Source organism: Protofrankia sp. Cr1 (assembly GCF_963555865.1).
GTDB lineage: Bacteria > Actinomycetota > Actinomycetes > Frankiales > Frankiaceae > Protofrankia.
In genome coordinates this window covers 11,530-20,011 of record NZ_CAUVXO010000052.1, presented here as the reverse complement: position 1 = coordinate 20,011, position 8,482 = coordinate 11,530, and the positions used below count along the sequence as shown (strand labels likewise).

Annotated in this window: 7 protein-coding genes; 4 read left to right on the top strand and 3 right to left on the bottom strand. The window is 68.3% G+C overall.

Going from position 1 to position 8,482, the window contains the following annotated elements; all coding sequences use genetic code 11:
- On the top strand, positions 1 to 789 hold a 789-nt coding region (locus U9980_RS07330; RefSeq protein WP_322767241.1), incomplete at its 5' end, for an alpha/beta hydrolase.
- A gap of 164 nt (positions 790 to 953) precedes the next feature.
- Entirely contained in the window at positions 954 to 3,443 is a 2,490-nt protein-coding gene (locus U9980_RS07325; RefSeq protein WP_322767240.1) for a CoA transferase, read from the top strand.
- A 112-nt stretch (positions 3,444 to 3,555) separates the two neighbouring features.
- Here U9980_RS07325 and U9980_RS07320 read toward each other — a convergent pair whose 3' ends face one another.
- Genes U9980_RS07320 through U9980_RS07310 form a run of 3 tightly spaced genes read right to left on the bottom strand, consistent with a single transcriptional unit; the run spans position 3,556 to position 6,307 of the window.
- On the bottom strand, positions 3,556 to 4,311 hold the full coding sequence (locus tag U9980_RS07320) for a nitroreductase family protein (RefSeq protein WP_322767239.1): 756 nt from the start codon (positions 4,309 to 4,311) through the stop codon (positions 3,556 to 3,558).
- Positions 4,308 to 5,117, bottom strand: coding sequence for a CoA pyrophosphatase (locus U9980_RS07315; RefSeq protein ID WP_322767238.1), 810 nt, complete (start codon positions 5,115 to 5,117; stop codon positions 4,308 to 4,310). The genes U9980_RS07320 and U9980_RS07315 overlap by 4 nt, the downstream gene beginning before the upstream one ends.
- Complete coding sequence (locus U9980_RS07310) at positions 5,114 to 6,307, bottom strand: amidohydrolase family protein (protein WP_322750463.1); 1,194 nt, start codon at positions 6,305 to 6,307, stop codon at positions 5,114 to 5,116. The genes U9980_RS07315 and U9980_RS07310 overlap by 4 nt, the downstream gene beginning before the upstream one ends.
- A 366-nt stretch (positions 6,308 to 6,673) precedes the next feature.
- Between U9980_RS07310 and U9980_RS07305 the strand changes: the two genes are divergently transcribed.
- Positions 6,674 to 8,182, top strand: coding sequence for a fatty acid--CoA ligase family protein (locus U9980_RS07305; RefSeq protein ID WP_322767237.1), 1,509 nt, complete (start codon positions 6,674 to 6,676; stop codon positions 8,180 to 8,182).
- Between the two features lie 7 nt (positions 8,183 to 8,189).
- A partial coding sequence (locus U9980_RS07300; RefSeq protein ID WP_322767236.1) for a hypothetical protein occupies positions 8,190 to 8,482 on the top strand: 293 nt, incomplete at its 3' end.

The window sequence follows — 8,482 nt, the reverse complement described above, 5'->3', positions numbered from 1 at the left end:
AGCGCCCTGGTCTGGGGTGACGGACCCGCCGAGCTGGTGTTCCTCCACGGTGGGGCGCAGAACGCCCACACCTGGGACACCGTCGCCCTCGCGCTGGGCGACCGCCCGCTGGTGGCGTTCGACCTGCCCGGTCACGGTCACTCCGGCAAGCGGTCGGACGGTGACTACTGGCCGGTCCGCAATGCCGAGATCCTCGCCGGCGCCATCAGCGAGCTCGCGCCGCAGGCCGCGGGTGTGATCGGCATGTCCCTCGGCGGGCTCACCGGCATCCGCCTCGCCTCCGTCCACCCACGTCTCGTCCGACGGCTCGTGGTCGTCGACGTGACGCCTAGCGTGACGCTGGCGAAGAGCGCCCCGATCGCGGCGTTCGTCAACGGCCCGGAGTCCTTCCCCTCCTTCGAGGAGATCCTGGAACGGACGGTCCGCCACAATCCGACCCGGTCGGTCAGCTCCCTGCGCCGCGGCATCCTGCACAACGCCCACCCGCTCCCGGACGGCCGCTGGGCCTGGCGGTACGACCGGCTGGCCCCCCCTGGCCCTGGCGGCATGTTGGACTTCGAGCCACTGTGGGATGACGTCAGCGCGCTGCCGGCACCGGCGATGCTCGTGCTGGGGTCGACCTCCGGCGTCGTCACCGAGGACGACGTGGCCGAGTTCCGTCGCCGCCAGCCCACGACCCGCGTCGAGACCGTGGCGGGCGCCGGGCACTCCGTCCAGGGCGACCGGCCGGTCGAGCTTGCCCATCTCATCAGCGACTTCGTCTTCGGTACCGCGGACGACGACCGGTAACCGACGGATGCGCGGTCTGTCCCCGACCTGCACAAGCTGTTAGATTCGTTACCTATTAGGAGCGCCCGCACCTGAGCGCCCGGCTTCCTCCCCCACGGCGGGAATCAGGACGGCTCACAGGGCCCTCGTGCCGGTGTGACCCGCGGCCCTGGAAAGCGGTATCGATGATTCTCGATGGTCTGACAGTGCTCGAGCTGGGCGCCGGCAGTGTTGCCGGGTCCCTGGCGGGGATGATCCTCGCCGATAACGGAGCCCGGGTGCTCAAGATCGAGCCACCGCAGGGCGACCGTCTGCGCACACAGTCACCGTCCGGTTTCCTGGTCTGGAACCGGGGCAAGGAAAGCCTCGTCGCCGACCTGCGCACCCCCGCGGGCCGGGCCGAGGCGGCCGAGCTCGCCAGCCATGCCGACGTGCTGATCGAGAGCTTCGAGCCGGGCGTCGCGCAGGGTTGGGATCTCGGCTACGAGACCCTGCACGCGGCCAACCCGGCGCTGGTCTACTGCTCGGTCAACGGCTTCGGGTCCACCGGGAAGTACGCGCGTCTAAAAGGTTACGAGGGCGTGGTCGCGGCGAAGGCCGGGGCGTTCGCCCGGGGACAGTTCGGGTTCCGGCCCGGCCCGATCTTCGTCGCCGCCCCCCTGGCCAACACAGGCGCTGCGCACATGGCACTGGGCGGCATCATGGCCGCGCTTATCGTCCGCGAGCGGACCGGACGCGGACAGCGCGTCGAGGCCACCCTCGTACAGGGTTACAACCCGGTCGACTACTTCGGGACGATGCACTGGCAGTACGCGAAGAACACCGGCGGTGAACCCCACGTCATCATCAGTGCCCGCGGCGGTGCACTGGCTGCCAGCCGGTTCAGCCTCACGATGGCAACCAGGGACGGCCGTTTCATCATCGCCAATCCGCAGCTCCCCCACCAGGCGCAGGCGCTCACCCGCGTGCTGGGCCATGAGCAGCTCATCACCGACCCGCTCTTCGCGGACATGCCGCGGTTCAAGACGCCGGCGGACGCGCAGCGCTGGGAGGACCTGCTGAGCAATACCGTCCGGAGCAGGACGCTCGCCGAGTGGGTACCGCTGCTGGAGGCCGACGTGGACGTCGCCTTCGAGGTCGGCGCGACCTGCGAGGAGGCACTCGACCATCCGCAGATGATCTACAACGGGCACTCGATCACGATCGACGATCCGGAGCGCGGCCCGATCCGTCAGGTGGGTCCGGTCGCGGCCTTCGAGGCGACGCCGTGCCGGATCGAGCGGTCCGCACCCGCGCTCGGCGCCAACAACGGTCCGCTGATCGGCCAAAGGGCGCGCGACGATCGTCAGATCGCGCGCCCGGAGGCCGTACTTTCCGGCGGGCTGGCGGGGCCGTCAGCTCCGCCGACCCCGACCGGCGCCGCCCCGGTCCATCCCCTCGCAGGGGTGACCATTGTCGAGTTCGGCTACTTCTACGCGATGCCGTTCGGCGTCACCATGGCCGCGGCCATGGGCGCGCGGGTGATCAAGATCGAGGGTCTCGCCGGCGACCCGATGCGCAGCTCCTTCGGGGTCAGCGAGACCGGTGGCGTGAAAACGATGGCGGGCAAGGAGAGCATCGCCGTCGACGTAGCCACCGACGAGGGAAAATCGATCCTCAAGGCTCTGCTCGCAAAGGCGGACGTCTTCGTCCTCGGGTTCCGGCCCGGGGTGGCCGAACGTCTCGGCATCGACTACCCGACCCTGCGCGAGACCAACCCCAAGCTCATCTACGTGCACGCCACCGGGTACGGCAGCAGCGGACCGTACAGCACCCGCCCGCTCTATGCCGACGCCGCGAGCGCCGTGGCCGGGAGCCTGTTCAAGCAGGCCGCTTACTGGATGGACCCCGATCTCGTCAGCAGCTTCGACCTGACCGAAATACAGGCCATCGTCCAGCCGAGGCTGCGTGGTCTCACCGACGGTGACTCCAACGCCGCGGCCGCGGTCTTCTCCAGCATCATGCTGGCGCTGGCCCACCAGCAGCGGACCGGGCAGGGACAGCTCGTCTCCACCACCATGATCAACGGAAATGCCTACACCTACTCCGATGACGTCAACGCCTACGCGGGCAAGCCGCCCGCGCCCACCCTGGATTCCGAACAACACGGGTACAACGCCCTATACCGCCTTTACCGGACGTCGCCGGGTTGGGTCTTCCTCGCCGCCCCGACGCAGCAGGAGTGGGAGATCCTCGTCGGTGGGATCAAGCGTCCGGAGCTGCTGGAGGACCCCCGCTTCGCCACGGTGGAAAGTCGGGTGTCCAACGACGACGACCTGACCTCGATCCTGGAAGACGTCCTCCTCACCGACACCGCCCAGGCATGGGAGGACCTGTTCGTTCCCGAGGGGCTCGCCTGCGTGACCGTCTTCGAGGGTGGCCTTTCCGGGTTCACCTGCACGGACGAGACCATGCTGGCCACCGGCCTAGTCGCCGAGGTGGACCACCCGCTGTTCGGCCGGATCCGGGTGCACGGCCTGCCGGCGGCGCTGTCGGAAACGCCCGGGCGGATCGGCCGTAGCTGCGTGCTCGGCGAGCAGACCGAAGCGCTGCTGACCGAACTCGGTTATGACGCTGACGCCATCGCGGCACTCAAAGACGCCACGATCGTCGCAGGCGCCGACCTCCCCGCGTAGCGCACGCGAGCCACTTCCGGCGGGGCGACGGCTGAACCGTCGCCCCGCCGGTGTCCGGGAAATCGGCGCAGATTTCACGGAAACGGCTCAAGCGGCTGCCGAGCGGCTGCAGCTACTTGTGCGAGTGCGCGGGCGGGCCGGCGTCGGTATAGCGGGTGCCAGGCGGGTCGACCGCCCAGGTCGTCGTCTCCCCCCAACCGTCCTCAAAGACCATGTCCCGCAGTGGCTGACGGCGAACCGGCCCATGCCGGCCGGCCGGCCGGCCGAGCGCGATCGTCGCGGCGATGAAAACCTTGTCGGGGATGTCCAGCAGCCGGCGGAGATCGAGTTCCACGATCCGGTGCCAGCCGGTGAACACGCCGCCGTAGCCCAGCGCCCGAGCGGCCAGCAGCAGGTTCTGGCAGGCCGGGTAGATCGACCCGCCTTCCGCCGGATTCGGTTCGCTGTAACGGACCAGGCAGGGAAGGACGATGACCGGCACGCTTTCGAAGGTCTCCACGAAATGCGCCATGGTCGCGGCTATCCGGGCCTTGGGCGTATCGGAACTCGCCCCGCTGCCACGTTCGTAGCCGTCCGAGACAACCTTCCTGGTCCATTGTTCCCGGGCCGCCCGGCCGATCAGGGACCGGGCCGCCATGGCTCGCGGGCCGTCGCGCAGGACGAGAAAACGGAACGGCTGGCGGTTCGAGCCGCTGGGTGCGCGCGATGCCGCGAACAGCATTGTGGCGAGCGCGTCCTCGCTGACCGGCTCCGGGCGAAACCGGCGGATGGCCCTGGTGGTGGCGATCCCCTCGAGCAGGCCGACGACCTCGTTCGGACCGAGATTCTCCTCGGCATTCTCCTCGGTATTCTCCGCGGTAGGCGTCACTGTGCGTTCCGAACAGAAGCACCCATGGCAGGAGACTGCGGACGGTCGTCGTGGCCGCCTCCGGTCACGACCTTGAGGAGCTCATGGAGCATGGCGGCCGTCACACCCCAGGCGCTTCGCCCGGAAAGATCGAAGAACGGGACCATATACCTGCCATCCGGAGCGACCCACAGCTCCTCCCGGTACACGCCGTCGGCCATCAGCTCGGCGAGCGCGACGTCGAAGACATCCTGAACCTCGCTGTGGTTGACAACCAGGACCGGTCGGGCGGCGACCAGACCCACCACCGGGGTGATCTGGAACTTCGTCAGCTCGGCGGCCTGCGAATCCAGTTCACCGAGCAGTTCGACGCTGCCGGGCACAAGCCCGATCTCCTCCCAGGCCTCCCGCAGCGCGGCCTGGACGGATGTCTCGCCCGCGTCGCAGACACCCCCGGGGAAGGCGATCTCCCCCCGGTGCGTGCTGACCGTGCCGGAGCGTTCGGTCAGGACGACCCGGGCTTCGTCCGCCTCCTCGAACAGGACAAGCAGGACCGCCGCGTCTCGGATACCCGGCCGGTGCGGGGCGGGCAGCGGAGTTTCCCGGTGCCTGAAGGCACGCCGGACCGCGTCGATCCCGATCCCCTGACGCGTCTCCGCGGGCAGCTCGGCCCACGGCGACGGCGTGTCCAGCCGGGTACGGGAACCCGAGAAGGTGTCCCCGTACGGCTGCGGCGGAGCGGCCGGCCCGCTGGAAACCGGGCCGGCATGAGTCGCACCCGCGGCATCCGGGTCGTCGGGCCGGCGAGCATCCGCCGGCTTGATCACGCGTTCTCGAAGAGCTTTTCGGCGTTGCCGCGAAGAATCTTCCGCTGCTGCTCCGGCGTCAGCGATGTGAGCAGCCCGGTGAAGTCCGCCGGTACCGCCAGCCCCTCCGCGTGCGGGAAGTCCGAGCCCATGACCAGGCAGTCGACCTCAGGCAGATCACGAACGATCTTGGCAACGTTGTCCTCCGGGTAGGGCGCGACCCGGATGTGACGCTGGAAGATCGCGCTGGGACGCTCGGTGAGACGACCGCCGATCCACGGGCCGTTGCGGCCCATCCCCCGGCTCTTGTCCATGTGCTCGATGAAATGCGGCACCCAGGAGGCGCCGAACTCGGCGACGAGCACCATCAGGTTGGGGAACCGCCCGAAGACGTTGTCGTAGATGAGCGCCGACAGGGTGTCCTCGATGGGCCGCTCGCCGTAGAGGTTGTTCCACTGCCACGCCGACATGTGCCAGGCCGCGGGGAAGGCCTCGTGACCCCAGGCGGGCGCGATGTGCTCGTTGTACCAGTTCTCCATGATGTGGAAGGCGACGGTCACGCCGGCCTCGTTGAGCCGGGCCCAGATCGGGTCGAAGTAGGGGTCGCCGGGCGAACGGCCGTTGACGGGACCGGTCGGCAGCAGCACAACCCGGACCCCGCGCGCGAGGAGGTCGTCCAGCTCGGTTACAGCGAGGTCGAGGTCGCGCAGGGACAGCAGAGCCGGGCCGTAGATGCGGTCCTTGTACGCGAAGCCCCACGTCTCCTCGAACCACCGGTTGAAGGCGTGCACGTTGGCATAAGCGGCGGGCACGTTCTTCACGTAGTTCTCGACCGACAGGGCCATCGCGGACGGGAAGACGACAGCCCTGTCCACCCCCTGGGTGTCCATCAACTGCAGGCGCACGTCACGGTCGTGGTACTCCGGGCGCATCGGCTCCGGCTCATAGGTCTCGTCCGGGTTGCCGGACGCCATCTGGCGCAACATCTCCTTGAGGGATCCCGGCCGGTAGGCCAGGTCGAAGCCGAGCCCCTGTTCCGAGTTGAAGGTCGCGACCCGGTCCGCAGCCATGATCTTCTCAAGGCCGCCCTCGAATTTGATCGGCCGAACCGCGTACTCGGACCACTGCGCCGGCAGATACTTCGTGAAGGCGTCCCTGGTCTCGTAGCAGTGCGTGTCGCAGTCGAACAGGCCGAAGTCGAGCACTGTCATCGGAGTCTCCCCGCATCCATCTTCGCGACCCTACGAGCCTCGCGACTCTACGAGCCATTTCGTCTAATTAGCATACTAGTATTCCTGATCATACGCTAGAGTTCGTCCAGCGGATACCCGTCGATGCGATCGAGGATCTGCCGGACAGGCCCTACCGCCCGCCTCGCCGATCGACCCGGCCGGGCGAGCGGACCGGCCGGACGAGGCGCCAGCCGGAGGACGACGGGGAACGCCGGGGCTCAACCAGGGAACTACGAAGATCGCGAAAGAGATCGCCTGATGATCGTTCGACAACCAATGCATGTGGATTGATCCCCAAATTACAATGCGAGAGCTTATTTGAAGCGATGATTTAGGGCGGGGTCTATGAGTATCGGGATGTTGCTCGACATGGCCGCGATGGCCTTCGGCGACCGGGTGGCGCTGGGGCGGCGTGGCGACGGCATCACCTTCGAGCACCTGGTCCGGGTGTCAGCCGGCGGAGCCACGCTGCTGCGCTCCTCCGGGGCCGAGCGGGTCGCGTACCTCGGTGGCAACAGCGCCGCCTTCCCCGCCGTCCTTTTCGCCGCGGCTGCGGCCGGGATGCCGTTCGTTCCGCTGAACTACCGTCTCAGCGAAGATCAACTGGACGGGCTGCTGGGCGAGTTACACGGGCCGGTCGTCGTCTGCGACGAGGCATTTCAGGGCGTTGTGGCCAGAACCGGCCTGAAGATCCACCACAGCGAGGACTGGCTGGCTGACGCCGCACTTGCGGAACCGGCCGAGCCGGTCGAGGTCGACGACGACGCACCGGCGGTCCTGCTCTTCACCAGCGGGACGACGTCCAAGCCGAAAGCGGTCGTGCTCCGGCACTCCAACCTCGTCTCCTACGTCCTACAGACGGTCGAGTTCGGTTCCGCCGAACCGGACGAGGCCTCCCTGACCAGTGTCCCGCCGTACCACATCGCCGGTGTCGGAACCGTACTGACGAACCTCTATGCCGGCCGCCGCTTCGTCTACCTGCCGAACTTCTCCGCGGCCGCATGGCTGAGCCTGGTGGCCGAGGAGGAGGTGACCAGCGCCATGGTCGTACCGACGATGCTGGCCCGCATCGTCGATGAGCTTGCTGGCGCCCAGGCACCGACGCCGACGCTGCGGGCGATCGCCTACGGCGGCGCCCGGATGCCTCGTCCGGTCCTGGAGAAGGCGCTCCTCGCATTTCCGGGTACCGGCTTCGTCAACGCCTACGGACTCACCGAGACGAGCTCGACGATCGCGATCCTCGGTCCGGAGGACCACCGCGAGGCGCTCGCGTCGGCCGACCCGGCGGTACAGGCCCGGTTGGCCTCCGCGGGCCGTTTCGTTCCCGGGGTGGAAGGCGAGATCCGCGACTCCGCCGGAGCGGTCGCCGGCCCCGGCGAGATCGGCGAGCTGTGGGTGCGAGGCAGTCAGATCTCCGGGGAGTACCTGGGGCTGGGCTCCGTCCTCGACGCCGACGGCTGGTTCCCCACCAGGGATCGGGCCTGGCTCGACGCCGACAGTTACCTGTTCGTCGAAGGCAGGTCGGACGACACGATCATCCGCGGGGGTGAGAACATCGCGCCGGCCGAGATCGAGGACGTGCTGATCCACCACCCCGCGGTCAAGGAGGTGGCCGTCATCGGCCTGCCCGATATCGAGTGGGGCGAGCGCCTGACCGCGGTCGTCGTGCCGGAGGCGCACGCGGCACCGGAACCGGATGACCTGCGCGCCTGGGTCCGGGCCAGGCTTCGCAGCTCCCGTACTCCCGACGAGGTCATCTTTCGCGACGACCTTCCCTACACGCCCACCGGCAAGCTTCTACGCCGTCAGCTGGTCGCCGAGATCGGCGCTTCCACGACATACGAAAGGACGTGAGCACACCATGCGGCTCAAGACAGGTTTGCGGCTGCGGAGCCAGGTCTGCTCCACAGAGGTGATCGTGGTCCGGCCCGGGTCCAGCGAGATCGACCTGACCTGCGGTGGTCATCCGATGATCGCATCCAAGGAGACGCCGGCCGAAGGGCTGGACCTCAAGCCGGAACTTTCCGGTGGGGCGCTGCTGGGCAAGCGGTACACCGACGAGGCCAGTGAGATCGAGCTCCTCGTCACCAAGGCCGGAGCGGGTACCGTCGCCGATGGGCTGACCCCCCTGCTGCTCAAGGAGGCCAAGCCGCT